Here is a 22,078-nt window from a genome sequence, read left to right as displayed (position 1 = left end):
TTTTCTTCAACTTTATTTTTCATGAAAGCTTTGATCGACGTGGATTACGTAATACTGGACAAGGAAAACGACTTCTCGCTGTTCATGGGTTCAAATCCCGGGCTGATGCGGAACGCTTGTCTGATTCCAGTAAGCGCAGCAGCCCATACCTTCATTCCCGATGATTGGCCCAAGGAACGCCTGTTGTCGCTGCGCCAGTTGATCGATCACGATGCATTGATGGCTGCGGTAGCCGAGCGGCGCAAACTCTTGCTGGAAACAATTTTCGCCAGTGAAGACTGCCCTTACTACATCGCCAAGAAGATTCTAGACACCTTTCTGGAAAAAGCCGAACTGGTGGATCGGCTGGCAATGCTGGACGGGACGAAATATTTCATTGGCACACGTAACCCCTGGGTTGCGGCTGAAGGCGATACGCCCGAGCAGGGCAGGATCGCCGCCTTGTTCATGGAAGCCACACCTGGATTTGTCGTTTCCGGGCGCCAGGCAGTTCCGCGATGCAGCCTGACATTGAAGTTGATTGCCGCAAACGGGCGGGATGCGTGGCGAGCACTGCTTCGCAGACGCAAACCTTCTGCGCCTCTGATCGGCCGTGACGGTTACGGTGCCTCCGCGGAGTTCCAGCAAGGAATGATCCACCGGATTGATCGCGGCTCCTTGCTAGTCCGGGCCATACGGCACCTGCGACTGCGGGATGTTCTCTTTCTGCTCCGCCACAACGCTCCGGTCATGATCGCACCAACGCCCGCTGAGCGCAGCCACCCGTACATTCCCGTTCTCAAAGCAATATTGAAACGGGCCCGACGCGTCAATTCTCTCGCCCGTATCGCCGCAGCCGACTGGGCCGGCGCACCTTATTTTTTCACCGTCAACTACGGCACTCTTGCCGAAGTTGCCCTGACCAGAGCACTCCGCCTCCAGGGCATCCCGGTGATAACCATGCAGCATGCCTGCGTTGGGCATGACGAATGGCTGGCCAGCCAGTATGCCGATGTCCTGCTGTCGGATGCCAAGATCGTTGCCACCCGGACGGTGGGCACTGAACTGGCGACATTTGAGGCCGCTGCAAACTGTGAATATCTGGTAGCCACACCACCCATTTTTCGTGGCCGGACAGAAACCCCGCCATGGATGGGCGAGGAACTGACCTACGTGCTCACGGGTTTCGTGAGCAGCAACATCATGTACGACAACCGCCGCATGAATGACGCTCTCTACCTTGCTTCGGTAGAAGATATTCTGGCCGGTCTGTCGCGTCGTTTTAAGGTAACACTCAAACCCCACCCTTACGATGAACGCCAGTATGGCCATTCCATCGCGAAATACTTGGCCCGGCGCCATAACTGCCAAATACAGCTTGGCGGGTTACCCGCCTGCCCTGGGGCGCTTGTCATTGACTCGCCATCGACCATCCTCGCCGACGCTGTCTGTGCCGGACGGACTGTATTCGTCGTCAATCGTACCGCGATCGTGCGTCCCCGTTTTGAGGAATTGGCGCACGGGAACGGCGTCCTGCAACCCGATGTTGACGCGCTTGTTCGATATGTTGACAGCACACCCGTCGACGAGATCGCGCAGGCGCAGGAGCGTTTCCGAACCGGATTTGCCGGGGACTATCTGGGACAACCGGGGCGAGGGGCTGCGCTTGCTGACGTGATCGGAGAGTGGCTTTCCGCCCGCCGAAGCGCAGGCCGTAATCCCATAGATCGGCGGACATCATGACGCCGCGGGAATGGTTGCGGGTTCTGCTGAAAAACCCGGGGATCCTGCCAGGAGTTGCCTTTCGTATCACCCACCAGATTGCTGCCCGCTTTGGCCGGCAGAATGACCTTGCGGGATTTGCCGCGCAGGGGGAGGGCAATCTTGAGCAAAAGCTTTACCAGTCACGGGCCAACTGGCTAGTGGAGACACTGCTTGATGAGGGAGCGGACGGCGCGATAGCCCGCTTCCTTGAGCTTGCTGCCGGCCAGTTGGCTGAAGACCCCTACAGTCTCTCCCAGCGCCTGTGTCATCTGGTATATTTGAAACGTCTTCTCCCCTCGGGCAGCGAGTTGCCAACTCCCCTGCAGCGGCTCGCACATACCGCCGCTGCCGGCCTGGCGCAGAAGCCGGAATACCGACGGGCGACAACGTGGTTTAACAACCACCTGCTAAACAATTTTCGTGCCGGAGAACTGTATACCGGCGAATTTGGCAACCATCCGGACGCAGTCGATCTCACTCAGTTTCGCCAGCGGGTCGAAGGCATCCTGACGCGGCATCTGGACACCCTGTTTCTGAATGGAACAGGGCCGCGTCTGAACGAGGGGTCGGTCTCCTACGAGATACTCATATTGCGGCATCTGGTTGACCTTGCCTGTTGCCCCGCCCGAACAGCCCTGTCCGACCGGTTCCGTGAATGGGTCGTCTCCGGCGCGCGGGAGATGGTTATGATGTATCGAAAAGACAACCAATGGCTGTTGCCACGGATCGGTGACGTCACACCTGACTGGACCAGCAGATCGGAGCAGGATTTCTTGGATGGATTGGTCCTGGGCAGGCATACTGTTTATCGGCAGATCTGGTCGGTCGAACTGGACCGGCTTGGCTTCACAAGGTCGGGCACTATGAATGCCAACGAGGGGTCCGCCTTGGAAGAAGGGCCTTAAGCCTTTGAGATTGACCTGAGCTTTGCTATCACCCCTGCGACTTGGTCCAATGGATATTGTACGCGACATGGCTGATCTGCTTGCCGATACGAATACAGACGCCGCTGCATTTTTTAATTCACTGCTGCGCTGCCCTGTTTGTCATCACGAGCATCTGGCATTGGATCACGGGCTTACTTGTCCGGCCTGCGGAGCAGAGTTTCCCTACCTTCCAAATGAAGGGCATGGCAGTCTGGTCGCGCCGTCGTCCGATACGGCCGAGAAGAAAAATATCCAGACCTTCTGGGGCGATCTGTGCCAGCAATGGTACACGGATCATGACCAGAACATGACCCGGGATGATCTGAACCGGCAACTTGACCTGGTTGAGCGGTTTTTTCGCAAGCGCGGGCAGCTCGCGGTAACCGAAATGCCGTTCGGGGATCTGGCCGGCAAGACAGTCCTCGAAATCGGGTCTGGCGGCGGAGCACATTCCGCCCTGTTCAAGCGTCAGGGCGCCCGTGTCATATCGGTGGACATCACACCGCAGCGCGTCGTCTCAACTGCGTTGAAACTTCGCCTGTTACAGGGGGCCGAAAGCGTCGCATTTCAGGCTGATGCCGAAAATCTGCCCTTCGCAGACGACAGCTTCGACATCGTCTATTCCAATGGCGTTCTTCACCATTCCAGCAACACCAACCAGTGCATCGCCGAGGTGCATCGTGTCCTCAAACCGGGAGGGCAGGCTGTATTGATGCTGTATTCCCGGCACTCGAGCCACTATTGGACAAACATCGTGCCGCGCGCGATCCTGCGCGGCGCCATCTTCGGGCGGCCGGAGGAGCATTGGGTCGGCCGGGTGACAGAAGGGCGCCCTGTCTTCGCCGGAGCATTCAACCCGGTGACCCGGGTCTATTCGGCGCGCCAGCTGTCGAAGCTTATGCACGCCTTCGAACACGTCCATTTGCGTAAGAACAGCTTCCGCCTTGACTATCTGCCGCTTCCGTGGGCGCCACGGCTGCGCAACGCCGTGTTACGCGCATTTGGCGTTCCCTGGTTCGAGGCAACGACTATTCTTTATGGTGGCCAGCCGATGGTGGAGGACAGCCGCTTCGAACTGGCACTGGGCAAATGGCTGGGCTGGTGTTGGAACATTTCCGCAACCAAGCCTGCCGGAAAAGGCTCAACCGGTTCATGACCGGGACTGCGCCGTTCCTGCGCCTTTACCATGGATGTTGGCCTGACCTGAAATTATGGACTGGACCTGTCGACAGGATAGCCAGAACCAGCTTCGGGGTCGTAATTCCAGCCCACAATAACGCCGGTTGCGTCGTCGATACCGCCCGCCGTGTGCTTGCCAACATGGAGCCGGAGGATCGCCTGGCTATCATCGAGAACGGGTCGACCGATGGTACCTGGGAAGCATTGACCGCGGCTTTCTCTGGACATTCTCAGATCCTGCTGGACCGGCTGCCTGACGGCGATGCTGCTGCTGCCCGAAACAGGGGAGTTGAACTTACGGCGCCGAGCGAGTTTGTCTGCTTTTGCGACGCGGATGATCCTTGGCGCCATGACAAGCTGGCAACGGTCCGTCGAGCCCTTAGTGTCGCGGAACTGGATATCATCATGCATCCGATGCTTGCCATCGGCCATGAACGGCTGAGCCTGGAAGGTGCCGCAATGCTCGACAAGCAGTTGCCGCGCAGTCCGGTCTTGCTGGATGACATGATGAAATACGGTAATATTTTTGCCACCAGCGCACTGATAATACGGCGTTCTTTGCTATCTTTCCCGGTATTTTCCAACGGTTTGCGCCACACGCAGGATTTCGAGGCCTGGTGCCTGCTGGCCCAAAACTATCGGTGCCCGCGTTTGGGGTATCTCGATCATCTGCTCGGGGTCCATAACTGGATGGGCGGCCTGAGCAAGGCATTGGTCAAACGCCTCGCCAACGAAGACAGGATAGTCCGCAGCTACTCTCAGTCTTGCTCGTTCAGGGTCCGGGCCAGGGCGCGGCTGAGGTCGCTGCTGCGATCCGCATGGTACTGCTTGCGCCACGGAACACTTCGCGACCTTCCATCCATTATTTGGGGACCGGTCGATCCAGCCCTTTTCCGTGGGGACACTCGCGCAGTACCGTCCAACGGCGAGGGGCGCGGGGCGGGGGAATACCGCTGACCCTAGCTTTCCGCACTGGCCGGAAAGAGTGCCTTTGAACGAGCCAGACGTATCTGTTTTGTCCGGTTTCTGCCCTAGTTGATTTCAGGAGTGAGTATGTGCGGCATCGCGGGGATCTTTGGTGGTTCAGCTCTTGAGCGAAGCGATCTCGTTCGCAAGATGGTGTCCCGCTTCCGCCACCGCGGCCCGATCGAGGATGGCTTTTTCGATACGGAAGCCGTCACATTGGGAATGGCCCGGCTGAGTATTGTCGATATCGAGGGTGGTCATCAGCCGATCTTCAACGAGGATCGCACAATCGCCCTGGTCTTCAACGGACAGATATACAACTACGTCGAATTGATGGAGGAGTTGAAGGCCAAGGGTCACGTCTTCGCCACGCGCTCCGACACCGAGGTCATCGTCCATCTCTACGAGGAAATGGGCCCGGATTTCCTCTCCCGCCTCAATGGCATGTTTGCCATTGCATTGTGGGACAGCCGGATGGGCCGCCTGTTGCTGGCACGCGACCGGCTGGGCATAAAGCCGCTTTACCTTGCCATGGCCGGCGCAGGCTGGGTATTCGGCTCGGAACTGAAAAGTCTTTTACTGGCCCCCGATATTGACCGGTCAATCGATCGTCAGGCGATTGCAGACTACCTCAGCTTGATGTACGTGCGCGCCCCCCGAACGCCGTTCCAGGGCGTGCGCAAGGTCCGTCCCGGGCATATGTGGCTGATAGGAACCGACGGCAGCGCGGAAGAACGCCGTTGGTGGGATATCGGCACCGCCCTGCGGCCGGTGCCGATGGAAATGGATGAAGCGGCCGACCGGGTTCTTGAGGTTCTGGACGATGCCGTGCGTATCCGTCTGCGTAGCGACGTGCCGGTAGGCGCGTTCCTCTCTGGCGGGCTGGACTCCAGCGCCGTTACTGCGCTGATGTCGCGCCACGCTTCCAGCCCCGTACAGACCTATTCCGTCGGTTTCGCGGGCGATCATGCCATGGATGAGACGCCGTTCGCCCGGCTGGTGGCCGACAAGTACCAAACCCGGCATCGCGAAATTACCGTCACCGCCGACGATGCCTTGCGCTTGTTGCCGGAGTTGGTCTGGCATATGGACGAGCCCCATGCCGATACATCCGTGGTTCCAAACTATCTGCTTTCCCATTTCGTGGCATCGGAACTGCGGGTTGTGCTGTCCGGGGTAGGAGGTGACGAGCTTTTTGGCGGCTATCCGAGATATTTTGACGGCAAGCCTATCGAGCATCTGTATCGTCGCCTGCCAATGCCGCTGCGTCGCATGGTATTCGGGCCTTTGCTGGCTGCGGCGTCTGACACCCTTGGCTGGCGAGCGAATACCGCCAATCTGCAGCAGCCCTCACGCTTCCTGCGTCAGGCTTCGATCTTCGATACCGATTACGCAGCACGCATGGCAGGCGCACCGGCAGCCCCGAATTTCGACGAGGAGTGGCGTGAAAGCGCGGGCGCCGGGCTCGACCCGGTCAATCGCCTGATGCAGATGGATATGCGAACATATCTTAGTGATGACGTACTGCATCTGACCGACCGTATGGGGATGTCGGCGTCTTTGGAGATCAGGGAGCCGTTCCTTGACCATCGTTTCGTCGAGCTGGCCGCCGGATTGCCAACCGCGCTTAAGTTGAACCAGACATCGCGGGAATGGAAACTGTGCCTGAAAACAGCCTTTGAGGACCTGCTTCCCAAACAGATCCTGACCCGTCCGAAAATGGGTTTTGGCAGCCCGGTCGATAAATGGATGTCCGGACGTCTGGGCCAGCTCGTCCGGCAGCTTTATCACGCATCACCGGCAGTCGAGTATGGCCTGATCGACGGCAGGATGGTGTCTGACTATCTGGCAGAAGGCGCCAGCTATGATGGAATCCGCCGGAGCATGCGGCTGTGGACCCTGCTGGTACTGGACATCTGGGCACGGGTCTTCCTGGTCGGTGATGGCGAACGGCCAGCCTTCACACTGTCTGATCTTGATCGGTAGCTAATGGTTCGTGCCGCCGAACTGGCCGTTAACTCCCCGCAGGTCCGGACGTCGAAAAACGGCCGGGCAGGGCTCAGGAAAGCCGCGCGGCCGCCCGCGACGTCATCTGCTGCGCCCTCCAAAGCTCCCAGCGTCGGCGCAGGTCGCTTTTGCGCAATCCGTTCGTCTCTTCCATCACCTCGGCGGCCAGTACCCGGTCGGTGCGAAAATGCCGGAAACCCTGTCGCAGTTCACACCAGGCCACGATCAACCTTACCGCTTCGCTATACCCGAGGATGACGGGCCAGATGATGCGCTGCGTCTCTTCGCCATTCTCCGCCCGGTAGATGAGGCGCAGCTTGCGGCCTTCGCGGATGGCACGGCGCAGGTCGGTGATGTCGATCAGCTCTTCCGGCCCGGCACCACCCGGCTTCACCCCCACGCTCGGCTCGGCGATGAAGGGGCGCAGCTCCGCCGGGATGACGGCAGCGATCTTGGCGATGACATCGGCAGCGGCGAGCGACAGTGTCTTGTCGCCGCGCCCCGCCACCCATTGCGCGCCCAGCACCACCGCCTCGATCTCGTCCGGTGTCAGCATCAGCGGCGGCATGGAATAATCCTCTGCCAGCAGGTAGCCGAAACCGGCCTCTCCGGCGATGGGCACACGCTGGCCGATGAGGTCGGCGATATCGCGGTAGATGGTGCGCTTCGACACCTCGATTTCCGCCGCCAGGGCAGCCGCCGTCACCGGCCGGGTGGAGCGGCGCAATATCTGGATGATCTGGAAAAGCCTGTCGGCACGGCGCATGGGATGCTGACTCCTGCTGCCAGAATGCTGGCAACAGGCCTGTGTGACAACAGGGCATCGTTTTCACCGGGACGTCCGACTGAACGCTCCGACACTCAGGAACCTTGCCCCATGCAACTTGCCTCCACCCGCCTGATCGCCGCCGACATCCGCGCCATGGTCGATTTTTATGAGCTGGTTACAGGGTATGATGCCGAATGGCTGGCCCCGGTTTTTGCCGAGATCGTCACCCCCTCGGCCGCGCTTGCCATCGGCAGCGCCGATACCGTCGCCCTGTTCCGCGCCGGCAGCGCCGAACCTGCGGCCAACCGCACCGCCATCCTTGAATTCATGGTTCCGGATGTCGATGCCGACTTCGCCCGCCTCAAGGACAAGGTGGAGGTGGTGCATGAACCCAAGCTGATGCCGTGGGGCAATCGCACCTGCCAGCTGCGCGACCCGGAAGGCACGCTGGTGGCGCTGTTCACCCCGGCGACGGAAGCGGCACAGAAACGTTTCGGCGCGCGGTGGAAGATGTCGAGCTGAAGATAATTTGGCAGGCTCCCCATCAGGCGCAATGCGGCAACCGTCGCGGCCAGAAAATCCAGAATATAAACGAGCGCTTGCCTTATAAATAAATGTTAACAAGCCTGCGTAGGCTCACCGCTTTGCTGCTCCTCCCGCAGATGGTCATTAAAAAAATGGATTTCATCAAGGTTTACTCATTTGCGCAGGATCAGGAGCGCATTGAGGCAATGCAGAAAGCTTCTACCGGAACAACTGACTTTGGTGTCAGCCCAGTTCCAGTGCTGGTGGGCACACCGCAATGGTGGCGCGCCACTATAGACGGCTCGCTCAAACACGCAGTGATCTCTGGTGTTATTTCCAGAGTGTACTGGGGAGGTATGGGCGATTGGCCCGAGTGCGAAATAACAGGGAACGACGGCATCAAGTCCCGGTGGACACGCGAAGGCGACTGCACGCGGTATGTTGAAGGCCTGAGCATTTTGCTCACATACGTGCTCCACCCTTGGAAAACGCCCCGTCCATCCGGCTCTATATCAGACGGCATGTCGAAAATCGTGCTGACCGTAGAGATCGAAGAGAGTGACCGCCGCTCAGATCCGCGTGCGCCGGGTCCAGGTGGAGTGGGACTTCGCGACGAACACGTGAACACCAAGGACTGAAGCGGTCGATCTACCTAAATTATGAGTTTCCAGCGGTCGGCCATTAGCGCCAAACACCGCACCATCGGACTCTCCCGCACATATTTAGTGGGCAACCAAATCTCAGCAGTCGAAAATAGTCAGCCGGAAATACCCGGTTCCGCCAACCGGCGCTCCTGCCGGGAGATAAGCCATTCCACCTCCGCCACTGCCTGCGGGGCAAGGCTGGTGCCGGGCCGGCGCTGCGCGGCACTGGCGATAGCGCCGCGCCGGGCGAGCACGAACTTGCGCACGGCAAGGCCGGCGCCCGGCTGCTGCTCGTAGCGCACCAGCGGCAGATAGGCGTCGAAGATGTCCTGCGCCCGCTCGCTCTGCCCGGCAGCCATATGCCGGCAGACCGCCACCATCATTTCCGGATAGGCAAAACCCGTCATCGCGCCATCGGCGCCGCGCTTCAGTTCTTCCGGCAGAAACAGGCCGCCATTGCCGCAGAGGATGGAGAGCCGCCGCTGCCCGCGTGCTTCGGCCGCGCGCAGCGCGCTGATCTTGGCAAGGCCGGGCCAGTCCTCATGTTTCAGCATCACGATACCGGGATTGGCCTCCACGATACGGCAGAGCGTCTCGACGCTGATCTGCACGCCGGTGGACAGCGGATAATCCTGCAGCACCACCGGCACGCCAGCGCCCACCGCCTCACTCACCTCGCCATAATAGGCGATGATCTGCTCATTGGTGCGCAGGGACGGGGGCGGGGCCACCATCACGCCCGCCGCGCCCAGATCCATCACCGCCTTCGTCAGCTCGCCAATCGCCGCCAGCCCCGGCGCCGACACACCCACAATCACCGGCTTGCCCGCCGCCCGGCCGAGCGTGCGCCGCGTCACCTCGATGGCTTCCGCCTGCGTCAGCTTCGGCGCTTCCCCCATCATGCCCAGAATGGTGAGCCCATCCGCCCCGCGCTCGAAATAGAAGTCCGTCACCCGGTCGATGCTGTTCGCATCAAGGGCACCGTCTTCAGTGAAGGGCGTGACGGCGATAACAAAGACGCCACTGGTTTCAGAATCTATCAGGCCGGCCAAAACAGCACCTTTCTGTTGAGAGAAGGATGATATTCGATGCTGCGCTGGCAGCATCAGGTTACTTCCATCAGCGTGTCCAAGGTGTCGCCGAGCGTTTGAGGCGGAGCGGGCAAGTGACCTACGATCTGACGGTTATTGACGACCAAAGGCTGGTTCCAATTGCTATGGCTTAGCCAGTTCGCGCCCATTTAATATAACGGCACCTCAACTGGATGGCTCGTCATGTCCTATCAACGCCGAGAGGCCCTCGTCGAAGAAATCGTCGACTTGCAGCCCACGCTACGGCCGTTTGTACGCGACCGGTCGACCGACATGACAGCGGGCTCGTGGGACTTTCTATCCTATAGTTTCGAGCGCGGATTCGAAGCTTTGTGGGATCTGGCACGCGTCGACCGTTCCGGACTGCTCGAACGACCGTTACTTGTGCTGTGGCGCCAGAGCGTTGAGTTGGCAATTAAGTCGGCGATCCTGAATCTGGCCGGCGAAATGCGCGGCAATCCCGGCCATAATCTGGAGAAGCTGTTTCAGCGGCTCCTTGAGATCCGTGCAGCAGAGGACTGTCAAGATGATGATGGTCTTGCCCAAAATGTCCGCTCGATGATCGCGCAAGTTCAATCGTTCGATCCCTTGTCCGATCGCTTCCGTTATCCGGCCGACCGGGACGGCAGGCCCTATGTCGGGGTCGAGGTCGATCTGGACGAGTTGTTCAAAGCGCACTGGATCATAACGACTTGGTGCGAAGGCGCCGTGATGGAGCTGCGCAGCGACATCTGAGCACCAGGGAATCGCGTTCACGCTTGGACCGCGGCGAGTAAGGTGATCGCCGTATAGTCTCTGATAGCGATTATCGCGGTTGCGTCGTAGCCGCGCGATTAGGGCGGTGGTGGCGGAGAGAGTGGGATTCGAACCCACGGTGGGCTTGCACCCACGGCGGTTTTCAAGACCGCTGCCTTAAACCACTCGGCCATCTCTCCGTCGGGCGGCAGAGCCGCCGGCTACCCTTTATGAGGGCGCCTCGAAGGCCCCGAGCATCCGGCAAAAGCCGGGCGGGGGCAAGGGCTGGTTAAGCCAAGGCGGGCTTCTAGCATCAGCCCCGGGCCGGAACAAGGGGCGGTATGCCGACCGACCCCAAAAATCATAGATATTGTGGTTTTGGCTTCCGCCTTCGGTTGCGGCGACCCGGCCGCTGTGGCAAGACTGAATGATGGCGCTTTGGCGGCGCATCACCGGGGCGCAAGGGCGCCCGAAGGGGCGGGCGGACAATCGTGGCGGGCATGACGGGGCTGAGCAAAACGGGGCAGGGCAGCGAGAGGTTTTTTGGCGGGCAGTCCCGGCACGGGGGCGCCAGCGCCCTGCGGCACTTCCACCGAACCTCGTTACTTGTGGCGCTTGGCGCCGGGCTTGTCCTTGCCGGTTGCGGCACCTCGCGCGGCCCACAGCCCACCACCCAGAACCAGTCCGGCGGCAGCGGCGCGGTCTCGTCCGGCGGCTACAAGATCGGCAAACCCTATCAAGTCGCCGGCCAGTGGTACTATCCGCAGGAAGACTATAACTACGACGAAACCGGCATCGCCTCCTGGTATGGGCCCGGTTTCCACGGCCAGCGCTCGGCCAATGGCGAGGTCTATAACCAGAATGACCTGACGGCCGCGCACAAGACGCTGCCGATGCCCTCGCTGGTGCGCGTGACCAATCTGGATAACGGCCGCTCCATCGTGCTGCGCATCAATGATCGCGGGCCGTTTGTCGCCGGCCGTATCATCGACGTGTCGCGCCGCGCTGCGCAGCTGCTGGGCATGGACCGGACCGGCACCGCCAAGGTGCGCGTGCAGATCCTGGCGGATGAAAGCCGGGCGATCAAAATGGCCGCCATCTCCCGTAATGACGAGGATATGGGCGCCATCGCGTCGGCCGCCCAGAACGGCACCGGCGCGCCGGTGCTCTCCACGGATGCAACCAATCAGCCGGCCGCCGCGCCGCGCAGTGCGGTGGTGAGCCAGAGCCTCGGCCCCATCGGCGCGCCGACGCCGGCGGCCCCGCCGCCCGCCGCGGTGCCGAGCACTGCGCCCGCCAGCGGCGTGCTTGCCAGCAACACTCTGCAGCCGGTTACCGAGCAGGTGACGGATGTGCCGGGCAAGGTGGAAGACGGGCGCTTCCTGCCGGCGGAAGCCGTTCAGCAGGTGCCGGTCAACCCGGCGGCAAACCGCATTTTCGTGCAGGCCGGCTCCTTCACCAATTTTGATTATGCCAACCGGCTGCGGGCGAGGCTGGCCTCGCTCGGCAATGTCGAAATCTCGCCGGTGATGGTCAAGAACGTGCAGTTCTTCCGCGTGCGGGTCGGCCCGATTGCCAATGTGGACGATGCCGACAAGGCGCTCGCCCGGGTGGTTGCTTCGGGACAAAACGACGCGCGCGTGGTTGTTGATTGAGGCTTGTCATGACCTTGACGGCCCGTGATGGCAAGATGGCCTTGAGCTTGCCACACTGGGCATGCAGGACGCGCTGAATGAGCGCCCGCGTATTGTAGTGGCCACGCGGGCGGGGGATGCCACCAAGGGGGCTTTTTTGAAGATGGGTGTTTTTTCCGGATCGGTGGGTGCCGGACTTGGGATGGTTTATCGTGCCGGCCTGCGGCTCGTTTTTGCCGGCATTGCAGCAGGCGCGCTTTATAGCGCCAGCGCCAGCGCGGAGACGATCGACGTCAACGCCCGCGAGGCCATTCTTGTTGATATGAACACCAATACGGTGCTGTTCGAGAAGAATGCCGACGAGCACATGCCCACCTCGTCGATGAGCAAGATGATCACCATCTATGAGGTGTTCAAGCGGCTGAAGGCCGGCAAGCTCAGCATGGACGACAAGCTGCCGGTCAGCGAAAAGGCCTGGCGCATGCAGGGCTCCAAGATGTTCGTGGAGCTTGGCAACAGCATCCGTGTGGAAGACCTGATCCGCGGCGTGCTGATCCAGTCCGGCAATGACGCCACCGTTGTGCTGGCGGAGGGCATTGCCGGCTCCGAAGATGCCTTTGCCGACCTTCTGAACAAGGACGCGGCCGAGCTGGGCATGAAGAACAGCCACTTCATGAATGCCAGCGGCTGGCCGGATCCGGACCATTATTCCACAGCGCGCGACCTCTCCATCCTCGCCATGGCGCTCATCCGCCAGTTCCCGGAATATTTCCACTTCTTCTCCGAGCCGGAATATACCTATCACGGCATCCGCCAGCGCAATCGCAACCCGCTGCTGTTCGAAGGCATCGGCGCGGACGGCATGAAGACCGGCCACACCGAAATCGCCGGTTATGGCCTGACAGCCACCGTGCAGCGCGATGGCCGCCGCCTGATGATGGTGATGAACGGCCTGCTGTCCGAGCGCGCACGTGCCGAAGAGCCGGCCAAGCTGATCGAATGGGGCTTCCGCGAATTCAAGATCATCAACCCGTTCAAGCCGGGCGCCCCGGTCGGCACCGCAAAGGTGTGGATGGGCAAGCAGGATGAAGTGCCGCTGGTCGCCGCGCAGGATGTGGCGCTGACGGTACGCCGCGGCTCGCTGGATGACATCGCCGCCAAGATCGTGCTGCAGGAGCCGGTGCCGGCCCCGATCACCGCCGGCCAGCCGATGGGCACGCTCGTCATCTCCGCCAAGGATATGCCGGATCATGAAATCCCGGTTGTCGCCGGCACCGATGTGGAAAAGCTGGGCGCCATCGGCCGCATGTTCTTCAGCCTCAAGCAGATGGTACAGGGGCTGATTTGACGGCGGCTTCTCCCGCTCGCGGCCGCTTCATCACCTTCGAAGGGGGCGAGGGGGCCGGCAAGAGCACCCAGATCCGCGCCGTGGCCGACTGGCTGCGGCAGGCGGGGCATGAGGTGCTCTCCACCCGCGAGCCCGGCGGCTCGCCGGGGGCGGAGGATATCCGTGCGCTGTTCGTGCGCGGCGAGGCCGGCCGCTGGGATGGCATTACCGAAACACTGCTGGTCTATGCCGCCCGGCGCGACCATATCGTCAAAGCCATCGAGCCGGCGCTGGCCGCCGGCACCTGGGTTCTGTGCGACCGCTTTGCCGATTCAACCCTAGCCTATCAGGGGTATGGGCACGGCGTGGATGCCGCGACGATCCGGGAAATCCACCGGCTTGCCGTCGGCGACCTGACGCCGGATCTGACGCTGATCCTCGATATTGATCCCGCCATCGGCCTTGCCCGCTCGCGCGGCACGGCGGTGGGAGAAGACCGGTTCGAGAAACTGGGCACCGGCTTTCACCAGCGGCTGCGGCAGGGTTTTCTGGAGATTGCGGCGGCGGAGCCGAAACGCTGCGCCGTCATCGATGCCAGCGATGATGTTGTCGCCATCACCGCCGCACTCAAGGCCACCATCAGTGGCCGCCTGGGACTGGAGCGGGACGGACGTGCGGACAGCAGGGCGGACAGGCCATGAGCCTGCCCGAACCCCGCGCCAATCCGGATCTGCAGGGGCATGAAGGGGCAGAGGCCCAGCTGCTGGCCGCCTTTGCCGGCGGGCGCCCGCACCATGCCTGGCTGCTGACCGGCCCGGCCGGCATCGGCAAGGCAACGCTTGCCTTTCGCCTTGCCCGCCATCTGCTGGCCAATCCGCCGCAGAAGGATGCCGGCCCCTCGCTTTTTGGCGATGCACCGGCGGCAGAGCCGACGCAGAGCCTTTATCTGGCGCCCGACGCGCCGGTTTTTCAGCGCGTGGTCTCGCGCGGGCATCTCGATCTGCTGGTGGTCGAGCGGGAGTTCGATGAAAAACGCGGGCGCCTGCGTGGTGAAATCACCGTCGAGGCCGCCCGCCGTATCGGCCCGTTCCTGACGCAGACAGCGGCAGAGGGTGGCTGGCGCATCGTCGTGATCGATGGCGCCGAGCATATGAACCGTTCGGCTGCCAACGCCATCCTGAAGCTGCTGGAAGAACCCCCGGCCGGCGCCATTTTGCTGCTGGTGAGCCACAACCCGGCGCGGCTGCTGCCCACCATCCGCTCGCGCTGCCGCACGCTGGCGCTGGCGCCGCTGGAAGAGGATATCGTCGCCAAGCTTCTGGCGAGCGCCGAACCGGATCTGGATGCCGCCACACGCGGCGCGCTGGTGCGCCTTGCCGATGGCAGCATCGGCCGCGCGCTGATGCTGCAGCAAAATGGCGGGCTTGAGCTTTATGGTGAGCTCGTCGCCCTGATGCGTGAATTTCCCGAGGCCAGTATTTCCAGCATCCATGCGCTGGCCGAACGGCTGGGCCGGGCGACGGAAGAAAACGCCTATCGCACCACCTGCGAGCTGATGGAATGGTGGCTTGCCCGCTTCATGCGCGGCCTTGCCACCGGCATCGCGCCGCGTGCCATCGTGGAAGGTGAGCAGGCCGCCATCGCCCGCCTGGCAGCAGGCCGCCCCCTTGCGGAATGGATGTCGGTATGGGAAACCGTGCGCGACCTCTTCAACGATACCGACCGCGCCAATCTTGACCGGCGCCAGGCCATGCTCGGAGCGCTGATGGCGATCAGTCGCCAGTAAGCCTCCAAACCGGCCGACAGCGGAAGTTCCCGACATGTCTCATCTGACCTCCCGGCTCGTCGACAGCCACTGCCATCTCGATTTCCCGGATTTTGAGGAGGAGCGCGATGCCGTCGTGCAGCGCGCGCACGATAATGGCGTGGGCCGCATGGTCACCATCTGCACCCGCGTGCGCCGCTTTGACCGCATCCGCGAGATCGCCGAGCGGTATGACAGCGTGTGGTGCACCGTGGGCACCCATCCGCATAATGCCGGCGAAGAAGAGGATGTAAGCGAGGCCGAGCTGGTGGCGCTGGCCGCCAATCCGCGTGTCGTCGGCATCGGGGAAAGCGGGCTCGATTATTTCTACGACAAGGCGCCGCGCGCCGCGCAGCACAAGTGTTTCCTGACCCATATGGCCGCCTGCCGGGCAACTGACCTTCCGCTCATCGTCCATACCCGCGATGCGGAGGACGATACGCTGGCGCTGCTGAAGGAAGGCGGGCTGGGGCAGGGGCTGCGCGGGCTTCTGCACTGCTTTACCTCCAGCAGGGCGCTCGCCGAAGCGGCGGTGGAAGGCGGCTTCTACATCTCCTTTTCCGGCATCCTTACCTTCAAGAAGTCCGTCGAGCTGCGCGAACTGGCACGCGACCTGCCGCTGGAGCGCATTCTGGTGGAGACCGACAGCCCCTATCTGGCGCCGATGCCGTTTCGCGGCAAACGCAACGAGCCGGCTTATGTGCGCCATACGGCAAGCGTGCTGGCCGAAGCACGCGGCGTGAGCCTTGAAGAGATTACCGCGGCAACGACGGCCAATTTCGACCGGCTTTTTACCCGCGCAGCCGCCTGACGAAGATGCGCATGGGCACCGGAGAGCCGGCACAATGAAAATCACCATCCTTGGCTGCGGCACCGCTTCCGGCGTGCCGATGATCGATGGTGACTGGGGCAGCTGCGACCCGGCCGAACCACGCAACCGGCGCCTGCGCGCCTCCATTCTCGTCGAGTATCAGGGTTACCGCATCCTCGTCGACACTTCGCCGGACCTGCGCCAGCAGTTGCTGACCCATGGCATCGACCGCATCGATGCGGTGCTCTACACCCACGAGCATGCCGACCACACCCATGGCATCGACGAGCTGCGTGTCTTCAACTGGCGCAGCGGCAAACCCATCGATATCTGGCTGACGCAGCCGCTGCTCGAGGATTTCAGGGACCGCTTCGCCTATATCTTCCGCAACAAGGATGCCGCGCCGCATGCGGTGCCGGCCTTTGCCACCCACATCATCACCCCGCACACACCCTTTACCGTCTGCGGCCTCAAGATCATGCCGTTCAAGCAGGATCACGGGCGGGGCCCGAGCCTCGGGTTCCGCTTCGGCGATTTTGCCTATTCCACCGATGTGAAGCTGATGCCGGCGCGGGCGATGGAGCTGATCAAGGGCGTGGATGTGTGGGTGGTGGACTGCCTGCGCGAAGCGCCGCATCCCACTCATTCGCATCTGGCGCAGACGCTTGGCTGGATTGGCGAACTGAAACCGCGCCTCAGCTATCTCACCCATATGAGCCATCATATGGATTACCGCACGCTGATGGACCGGCTGCCTGCCGGCATCGAGCCCGCCTATGACGGGCTGGTGATCGAGCAGCCCGACCCTTGAAGCACTATGCTTCAGCGCCCTGTCAGCAAGGTCAGCACGTGCCGCAAGGTAAGCAGCGCCGCCGCACCGGCCACCAGCAGGATAGGGACATAGGGCAGGCGGCGCGGGCGGTGAATGTCATAAGGGCGCCGGTCCATGATGCCGGCCCACAGCGCCACCGCCGTGCAGCCGGCAAAAATCAGTCCCGTCGTCTTCAAATCCATGGGTCACGCCGGCCAGCCTGGTGTCAGCCGGACGGCATCTGCCCGTTCCGGCCCCGCGCTTCGTCACGGGCGCGCTCAAAATAGACGGTGTGCTGGAAAAGAAAAGCCGGCTCGGAGGCCTCATCTCTCTCCGGATCGGACACCGCAGTAGCCGCCAGAAGCATCAGGAGCTGACGCGCGTCGGCACCCTTTACATCCACGGGGCCATGGGCGGCAAACCAGACGGCAAAAGCTGGTGGAAACAGGCTTTCCAGCGCCTTCCACTGCCGTTCCTTGTAGGAAAGCTCTTTGGCCGTGTGGATGATCCCGGCTGCTTCCTGCGGTGCCAGCACAGCCGCCTCGATGGCGGCAGCGATGGTCGCGCGGATATTCACCATCGCTTCGCTCACCGGGCGAAATCCGAACTCGCCCGGCGCATGTGTCACCGCCACCTCGTCATCATCCTCCAGCGTGCCGTCGGCAAAAGCCGCATAGACGGCGCCAACACCTTCCATACCAAAGGCTGCCAGTTCGGCAGCCCGCAGTGCGCCCATGCTGCTGGCACCATAAACCCGGCAGCCGGCCGAGAGGGCAAAGAGGATTTCCTTGTGGAAAACGGCCGGGCGGTTTTCAAAAAAACCGTCGATGAGCGCAATGCGACGCGCTCCGGCCTCGCAAGCCGCCAGTACATCGCCCATCGCTACCGGCGGACGGAAATCAGCCTGTGGCAGTAGCGCCCGCGCTGCGTCCAGTGACAGCGAGGGGCCCAGAAAGACAACGGTCTGCAGATCGCTCATCGTTACGCCTCCTCCGGCTGAAAGCGCCCGAACTGCGCCAGCGCCCGTTCGCCGGGGACATAAAGCGGCGTATCCATCTTGTCCTCAAGGCCCGGCACAATGACGCGCAGCACCGGAATGCCGATCTCGGGTTTGGTGAGGTCGACGGTAATGAGCTGACCCAGGCCGCAGGCGGCCAGCCTTGCCCGCGTCATGCTGATATCAGCGGCAAGATCACCGGTCGCCGGGGACGGCACGCTGATGAGCGGGCGTGAAGGGCCGCCATCGGCGATGCTGCCCAGCCAGCGCTCATAGATTTCCGGGCCTGACTGCCGGGCATAAGCGGCGTAACTCAGATCGTCGCGCGCCGCGGCGATGAAAGTCAGGCGGCTTTGAGCGGCCTCCGTCACCGCCCGCACCAGCGCCACGTCACGGTCCGGATGGCAACCGACACCGAAAGCCGGGCGAAAGCCATGATAGGGCGGCGGCTCCGGCTCCAGCAGGCGCGCCAGGATCACCGGCAGGCCGATATCGCTGGTAAGGTCCCACAGGCCCAGCAGCAGCCCGGCCTCGTTTACCTGCCGGACAAGGCCTGCAGCGACGGGATCGGTGGCCGAGGCCGGATCCAGCCGGGTGGCGCGCTGGTTTTTTTCGTCCGCCAGTTCCCACAGGGTCAGCGCATCGCGCTCGACAAGCTCATAGAGCCCGTGGGCCAGCGCTTCCTCCCGGCTATTGCCGGAAGCAAGGCCGTTGGAATTGGCAATAAAGGCGCCGTCTCCCGGCATCAGCGGCAGCGTGAAATCCATGCTGACGCGCTCCAGCGGCACCCAGATGTCGCTGCCATCCGCCACGTCCTGCCCGACCACCCAGGCAATCTTGCGGGCTTCATGAAAGGTGCTATCGGCATTATGGGCGAGTTTGCCGATATCGACGATGGGAAGGCCCGCCCGCAGCATGGACTCCGCACTGCGGTGGAGCAGGGGGCGTTCCACCGTTTCGGCATGGTAGAACTCGATCGCTTCCATGATGCCGGACGCCTTGGCCGCAGCCAGCGTCGGCCCCTTGCCCTGGGCAACGGCCAGCGAGCGCGAATTGGGCCTGACTACCATAACAGTCGGGATGCCGACCCGGTCGAGCCCCGTCACCACGGCGACCCGGGTAATGCCAAGCGGTGCCAGCAAGGGTTTCAGCCGGGCAAGCGTCTCTTCCGGCGCCAGCGTGCGCAGCCCCTTGCGGCGGGTAAAGTCAGCCGCCGGTCCGGGCTCATTTGTCGCCAGCCGGTTTTGTGCCAGAGGCCCTGGCTGCGGGCCGCCCATCTCGTTCATGCCTTATGCCTGCCAGTCCGTTTCCGGCCGGTTACGGCCATAAAAAATGGGTGCAGGCGAGGGGATCGCCGCACCCATTTTCTGTTGTCTCGTCAGACGGCGAGAGCTTACCGGACACCATCGATCATGGCGGCGGACTTGTCCTCGGTACGGGCAAGACCCTTGGGGCCGAAACCTGCGGGAACAGACTTGCTGAGCTTGGTCATGTCTTCTTCCACTCCAGTTGTTTGGCTGCGCCAGCCGATTGGCCAGAGGCCGAAAATCATCTCCGGAAAGCAGCCGAGCACCGCCATTATGGATAAACAAATGCCCGGTCACAAGACGCTTGACTCCGAAAACGAGCATAAAGGGATGCTCGAAAACTATTTTTGACAGAGATCAGGACGAGGCACCTGAAACCGGCTTTCGGGTGTTACAGGAACGGTTCGGTGCAAATCTCTGACACCGTTGGCGATGTGCTCAGAGATTTGAGGCCCGGCGCTCCAGTTCGCCGGCATCAAGCAGCAGTTTTTCACGCGCCGGGCCCTCTGTCAGGGCGGCACTTCGCCGCAATTCCTTGGCAATTTCGACCATGCGCGCGACGCGCTGCATACGCTCATCAAGAACGCCGAGCCAGTTCGTTGCCTGGCCATAGTCGCGGTTGGCTTCGTCGACAGCAGCCAGTGCCGGGCTCATCTGGCGCTGGTCGCGTTTGGGCTGTGCGGTTGCCTTCGGCGCCTTTTCTTCAGCCTCGGCCACCGGAGGCTGTTCGATATAGCTGACGGCCACCAGAACGCTGCCGGCAGCCTTCTTGCTGTCTTCGGGCCGCAGCGGCAGCACGAGGCGCCCATAGCTGCGAAAGACACCATAACCGGTATGGGTAACGACACTGTACTGCGCTTCGCCGCAAACGGCGGCGCGCCAGTAGTCGGCGGCAGCCTTCCAGAAGATCGGCTCGGGCATCACCTCGATCAGCCGGCGATTCTCCAGCTCCTGACCATAGGTGATGACGTCCTTGCCGACATATTCGAGCGTAAAGTGCTGCGGATTGCCCGAGGCGACATTCACCACCTGGAAGCGCTGGAAGAGGTTGCGGGTAAAGGCGTTGCGCTGCTGGTAGCTCTCCAGCAACTGGCGGGCGGTGGCGCGGGGCTGCTGCTCCCAGGTATCGAGCAGATTGGCGAGATGCGGCTCAAAATCCAGCACGGCGGCCAGATTGAACTCGTAGCGCGTAAAAGTGATTTCACCGGCCGTGACCATTTCGGTGGACAGCAGGCGTTCGCGGATACGGTCAATATGGCGCTGGGTCGCAGAACTCATGAAACCCGGTCTCCTGAGGAACCTGACTGCCGGCCGGAAACGAAGGCACCAGAAACAATGGCACCATAATACCCGGTATTTCCTTGAGAGAAATTAACACAAACGGATATATATTATATTTTCCATAATCTACATTATCAAACTTATTTCAATCAAAAGAAAGGGCGCTAAAACAGCGCCCCCGCCAAACCCTGACAACACGCGACGGTGGCCGCCAGAGCTGCCTATAACTGGACCAAGGGCTTACTGATAGCTGCGCTCGGCGATGACCGCCCGGCGGGCATATTTGTAGGCGCCATAGAGCACGATCAGTGTCGCCACGACATAAAGACCGTCAACAACGACCGGCGCAAAACCGAAACCGTCGGCAACCGCCCAGATGGTGCCGAGAATAAGCGCCAGAGCCTGCCCTGCCATCACACCGGTGGCACACAGGGCGCTCACGATACCGCGCGGGCTGACCGGCTTGTTCTGAAGGGCGCTGCTATCGGACATCGGGGGTCTTCTTCATTCTCATGGAAAATGCGCTCTCCGGCATTCGCCCTTGGGCAAGCTGCCGGAAGGCCCTTATATCTCCCGTTCGCCGGCAGGTTTCAAGGCCGCATGTCGCCGCCCGGTGCTGTTTGAACGCTGCCGGGTTGACGCAGGGCCTAAAAACCGCTCCCGATGGGCAAACATCCTGTCCTGCCTGATCGCCCGCAAACCGGCCTTGAGGAAAAATGAGCGCTGAACTGAACCGTCTTCTGGAGATCATGGCCCGCCTGCGCGATCCGCAAGGCGGCTGCCCGTGGGATATCGAGCAGACCTTTACAACCATAGCGCCCTACACCATCGAGGAAGCCTATGAGGTGGCGGATGCCATCGAAAAAGGCGATATGGCGAGCCTGCGTGAGGAACTCGGGGACCTGCTGCTTCAGGTCGTTTTCCATTCCCGGATGGCGGAAGAAGACGGCCATTTTGCCTTCGAGGATGTGGCCCGCGCCGTCAATGACAAGATGATCGCCCGCCATCCACACGTCTTCGGCAGCGTTGAGGTCGAAAGCGCCGAGGCGCAGACCCGCGCCTGGGAGGATATGAAGGCACAGGAGCGCAAGGCCAAGGCGGCCACCAGGGACGGCCGCACCAGCGTGCTGGACGATGTCGCCGCCGCCCTGCCCGCACTGCTGCGTGCCGCAAAGCTGCAAAAACGCGCCGCCCGTGTCGGTTTCGACTGGGAAAATGCCGGGCAGATCTTCGACAAGATCGCCGAGGAAATGGACGAGGTGCGCGCCGAGCTTTCAGCACCGCAGATTGACCGGGCCCGGCTGGAAGACGAGATCGGGGACCTCATCTTCGCCGTCACCAATCTTGCCCGGCATCTCGATATCGACCCGGAAGGCGCGCTGCGTGCCACCAACGCCAAATTCACCCGCCGCTTCCATCACATAGAAGCACGTCTTGGCGCCGAAGGCCGCAGCCCGGCAGAGGCAACGCTGGAAGAAATGGAAGCTTACTGGCAGGAGGCAAAGGGGCTTTAGGGCCCCT

General features: G+C 61.9%; 23 protein-coding genes and 1 tRNA gene. 16 read left to right on the top strand and 8 right to left on the bottom strand.

Features of this window, described 5'->3' with window-relative positions:
• Positions 1–30 precede the first annotated feature (30 nt).
• The 5 genes from QTL98_RS10720 to asnB all read left to right on the top strand — a co-directional run bounded on the left by QTL98_RS10720 (position 31) and on the right by asnB (position 6,800).
• Entirely contained in the window at positions 31–1,722 is a 1,692-nt protein-coding gene (locus tag QTL98_RS10720) for a hypothetical protein (protein WP_445678482.1), read from the top strand.
• Positions 1,719–2,648 carry a hypothetical protein gene (locus tag QTL98_RS10715; RefSeq protein ID WP_445678481.1) on the top strand — a complete coding sequence of 310 codons (930 nt, stop codon included), beginning with the start codon at positions 1,719–1,721 and terminating at the stop codon, positions 2,646–2,648. Before QTL98_RS10720 ends, QTL98_RS10715 begins: the two co-directional genes overlap by 4 nt.
• A 67-nt stretch (positions 2,649–2,715) precedes the next feature.
• The gene (locus QTL98_RS10710; protein WP_445678480.1) at positions 2,716–3,825 is read left to right on the top strand and encodes a methyltransferase domain-containing protein; all 1,110 of its coding nucleotides are present in this window, start codon (positions 2,716–2,718) and stop codon (positions 3,823–3,825) included.
• Positions 3,822–4,805, top strand: coding sequence for a glycosyltransferase family 2 protein (locus QTL98_RS10705; RefSeq protein ID WP_445678479.1), 984 nt, complete (start codon positions 3,822–3,824; stop codon positions 4,803–4,805). Before QTL98_RS10710 ends, QTL98_RS10705 begins: the two co-directional genes overlap by 4 nt.
• Before the next feature lie 96 nt (positions 4,806–4,901).
• Entirely contained in the window at positions 4,902–6,800 is a 1,899-nt protein-coding gene (gene asnB / locus QTL98_RS10700; RefSeq protein ID WP_445678478.1) for an asparagine synthase (glutamine-hydrolyzing), read from the top strand.
• 73 nt (positions 6,801–6,873) lie between these two features.
• Here asnB and QTL98_RS10695 read toward each other — a convergent pair whose 3' ends face one another.
• Positions 6,874–7,587 carry a helix-turn-helix transcriptional regulator gene (locus QTL98_RS10695; protein WP_445678477.1) on the bottom strand — a complete coding sequence of 238 codons (714 nt, stop codon included), beginning with the start codon at positions 7,585–7,587 and terminating at the stop codon, positions 6,874–6,876.
• Positions 7,588–7,698: 111 nt separating this feature from the next.
• Between QTL98_RS10695 and QTL98_RS10690 the strand changes: the two genes are divergently transcribed.
• Together QTL98_RS10690 and QTL98_RS10685 are read left to right on the top strand one after the other, a co-directional pair.
• Positions 7,699–8,112: a VOC family protein gene (locus tag QTL98_RS10690; RefSeq protein WP_445678476.1), complete on the top strand. Its 414-nt coding sequence runs from the start codon at positions 7,699–7,701 to the stop codon at positions 8,110–8,112.
• A gap of 155 nt (positions 8,113–8,267) precedes the next feature.
• Positions 8,268–8,753: an immunity protein RhsI2 family protein gene (locus QTL98_RS10685; RefSeq protein ID WP_445678475.1), complete on the top strand. Its 486-nt coding sequence runs from the start codon at positions 8,268–8,270 to the stop codon at positions 8,751–8,753.
• A gap of 119 nt (positions 8,754–8,872) precedes the next feature.
• On the opposite strand, the gene QTL98_RS10680 is transcribed toward QTL98_RS10685, so the two are convergent.
• Positions 8,873–9,811: a dihydrodipicolinate synthase family protein gene (locus QTL98_RS10680; protein ID WP_445678474.1), complete on the bottom strand. Its 939-nt coding sequence runs from the start codon at positions 9,809–9,811 to the stop codon at positions 8,873–8,875.
• Positions 9,812–10,033: 222 nt separating this feature from the next.
• Between QTL98_RS10680 and QTL98_RS10675 the strand changes: the two genes are divergently transcribed.
• The gene (locus tag QTL98_RS10675) at positions 10,034–10,585 is read left to right on the top strand and encodes a hypothetical protein (RefSeq protein WP_445678473.1); all 552 of its coding nucleotides are present in this window, start codon (positions 10,034–10,036) and stop codon (positions 10,583–10,585) included.
• Positions 10,586–10,695: 110 nt separating this feature from the next.
• Here the strand turns inward: QTL98_RS10675 and QTL98_RS10670 are convergent.
• Positions 10,696–10,785, bottom strand: a tRNA-Ser gene (locus tag QTL98_RS10670).
• A 300-nt stretch (positions 10,786–11,085) separates the two neighbouring features.
• Between QTL98_RS10670 and QTL98_RS10665 the strand changes: the two genes are divergently transcribed.
• From QTL98_RS10665 to QTL98_RS10640, 6 genes are all read left to right on the top strand, one after another.
• Positions 11,086–12,240 (top strand): septal ring lytic transglycosylase RlpA family protein, encoded by a 1,155-nt coding sequence (locus QTL98_RS10665; RefSeq protein ID WP_445678472.1) that lies wholly within the window; start codon positions 11,086–11,088, stop codon positions 12,238–12,240.
• A gap of 181 nt (positions 12,241–12,421) precedes the next feature.
• Positions 12,422–13,567, top strand: coding sequence for a D-alanyl-D-alanine carboxypeptidase family protein (locus QTL98_RS10660; protein WP_445678471.1), 1,146 nt, complete (start codon positions 12,422–12,424; stop codon positions 13,565–13,567).
• Entirely contained in the window at positions 13,564–14,247 is a 684-nt protein-coding gene (gene tmk, locus QTL98_RS10655) for a dTMP kinase (RefSeq protein ID WP_445678470.1), read from the top strand. Before QTL98_RS10660 ends, tmk begins: the two co-directional genes overlap by 4 nt.
• The gene (locus QTL98_RS10650; RefSeq protein WP_445678469.1) at positions 14,244–15,332 is read left to right on the top strand and encodes a DNA polymerase III subunit delta'; all 1,089 of its coding nucleotides are present in this window, start codon (positions 14,244–14,246) and stop codon (positions 15,330–15,332) included. Before tmk ends, QTL98_RS10650 begins: the two co-directional genes overlap by 4 nt.
• Before the next feature lie 34 nt (positions 15,333–15,366).
• Positions 15,367–16,161 carry a TatD family hydrolase gene (locus QTL98_RS10645; protein WP_445678468.1) on the top strand — a complete coding sequence of 265 codons (795 nt, stop codon included), beginning with the start codon at positions 15,367–15,369 and terminating at the stop codon, positions 16,159–16,161.
• A 34-nt stretch (positions 16,162–16,195) separates the two neighbouring features.
• Positions 16,196–16,972, top strand: a complete 777-nt coding sequence (locus QTL98_RS10640) for an MBL fold metallo-hydrolase (RefSeq protein ID WP_445678467.1) — start codon at positions 16,196–16,198, stop codon at positions 16,970–16,972.
• Between the two features lie 11 nt (positions 16,973–16,983).
• Here QTL98_RS10640 and QTL98_RS10635 read toward each other — a convergent pair whose 3' ends face one another.
• From QTL98_RS10635 to QTL98_RS10625, 3 genes are read right to left on the bottom strand one after another with little or no spacing between them, the layout of a single operon-like run.
• Positions 16,984–17,175, bottom strand: coding sequence for a hypothetical protein (locus tag QTL98_RS10635; RefSeq protein ID WP_445678466.1), 192 nt, complete (start codon positions 17,173–17,175; stop codon positions 16,984–16,986).
• A gap of 23 nt (positions 17,176–17,198) precedes the next feature.
• On the bottom strand, positions 17,199–17,951 hold the full coding sequence (locus QTL98_RS10630) for a TfuA-like protein (RefSeq protein WP_445678465.1): 753 nt from the start codon (positions 17,949–17,951) through the stop codon (positions 17,199–17,201).
• Positions 17,952–17,953: 2 nt separating this feature from the next.
• Complete coding sequence (locus tag QTL98_RS10625) at positions 17,954–19,255, bottom strand: YcaO-like family protein (protein WP_445678464.1); 1,302 nt, start codon at positions 19,253–19,255, stop codon at positions 17,954–17,956.
• Positions 19,256–19,459: 204 nt separating this feature from the next.
• Here QTL98_RS10625 and QTL98_RS10620 point away from each other — a divergent pair, with 204 nt between their 5' ends.
• Positions 19,460–19,627: a hypothetical protein gene (locus QTL98_RS10620; RefSeq protein WP_445678463.1), complete on the top strand. Its 168-nt coding sequence runs from the start codon at positions 19,460–19,462 to the stop codon at positions 19,625–19,627.
• Positions 19,628–19,714: 87 nt separating this feature from the next.
• On the opposite strand, the gene QTL98_RS10615 is transcribed toward QTL98_RS10620, so the two are convergent.
• Entirely contained in the window at positions 19,715–20,554 is an 840-nt protein-coding gene (locus tag QTL98_RS10615) for a hypothetical protein (protein ID WP_445678462.1), read from the bottom strand.
• Positions 20,555–20,797: 243 nt separating this feature from the next.
• Entirely contained in the window at positions 20,798–21,049 is a 252-nt protein-coding gene (locus tag QTL98_RS10610) for a hypothetical protein (RefSeq protein ID WP_445678461.1), read from the bottom strand.
• A gap of 224 nt (positions 21,050–21,273) precedes the next feature.
• Between QTL98_RS10610 and mazG the strand changes: the two genes are divergently transcribed.
• Positions 21,274–22,071 (top strand): nucleoside triphosphate pyrophosphohydrolase, encoded by a 798-nt coding sequence (gene mazG, locus QTL98_RS10605; protein WP_445678460.1) that lies wholly within the window; start codon positions 21,274–21,276, stop codon positions 22,069–22,071.
• Positions 22,072–22,078 lie beyond the last annotated feature (7 nt).

This window comes from Radicibacter daui (assembly GCA_030657355.1).
GTDB lineage: Bacteria > Pseudomonadota > Alphaproteobacteria > Radicibacterales > Radicibacteraceae > Radicibacter > Radicibacter daui.
This window is presented reverse-complemented; position numbering and strand designations above follow the sequence as displayed.